The organism is Streptomyces mutabilis (assembly GCF_014649815.1).
In the GTDB taxonomy this organism is placed as follows: domain Bacteria; phylum Actinomycetota; class Actinomycetes; order Streptomycetales; family Streptomycetaceae; genus Streptomyces; species Streptomyces mutabilis.
Window position 1 is genome coordinate 1 of record NZ_BMTT01000214.1, and the last position, 596, is coordinate 596.

2 tRNA genes and 1 rRNA gene are annotated in these 596 nt (G+C 43.6%); all 3 read right to left on the reverse strand.

The window, feature by feature from the left end:
- Positions 1 to 160 precede the first annotated feature (160 nt).
- Positions 161 to 249: transfer RNA gene (locus IE142_RS40070), tRNA-Ser, on the reverse strand.
- A 3-nt stretch (positions 250 to 252) separates the two neighbouring features.
- Positions 253 to 327: transfer RNA gene (locus IE142_RS40075), tRNA-Asn, on the reverse strand.
- A 13-nt stretch (positions 328 to 340) separates the two neighbouring features.
- Positions 341 to 455 (reverse strand): 5S ribosomal RNA (gene rrf / locus IE142_RS40080).
- Positions 456 to 596 lie beyond the last annotated feature (141 nt).

The following is a 596-nucleotide window of genomic DNA, read 5'->3' on the forward strand; positions in this document are numbered from 1 at the left end:
AAACGTAATTTAATATTGCGGGTGGCGTTTTTATCAATTTAACAATATAGAGGAACGTTTAGTTTAACTTACGAGGTTTAACGATAGATAACAAGATATAACAAAACCCCGTCAAATCAACGTTTTGTTTTACGGGATTTAACGAGGTATAAACAAATAACGGAAACGGAGGGATTCGAACCCTCGCGCCGCTCTCGCGACCTACACCCTTAGCAGGGGCGCCTCTTCAGCCAACTTGAGTACGTTTCCATATGGCTCCGCAGGTAGGATTCGAACCTACGACCGATCGGTTAACAGCCGATAGCTCTACCACTGAGCTACTGCGGAATAGTAATATTTTGCCTGGCAACGTCCTACTCTAGCGGAACGTCAGTCCGACTACCATCGGCGCTAAGGAGCTTAACTTCTGTGTTCGGCATGGGAACAGGTGTGACCTCCTTGCCATTGTCACCAGACAAATGAATGATTATACATTCAAAACTAGATAGTAAGTAAGATTTTGCGTCGCAAAATGTTTTTTAAAAATTGATTAAGTCTTCGATCGATTAGTATTCGTCAGCTCCACGTGTCACCACGCTTCCACCTCGAACCTATTA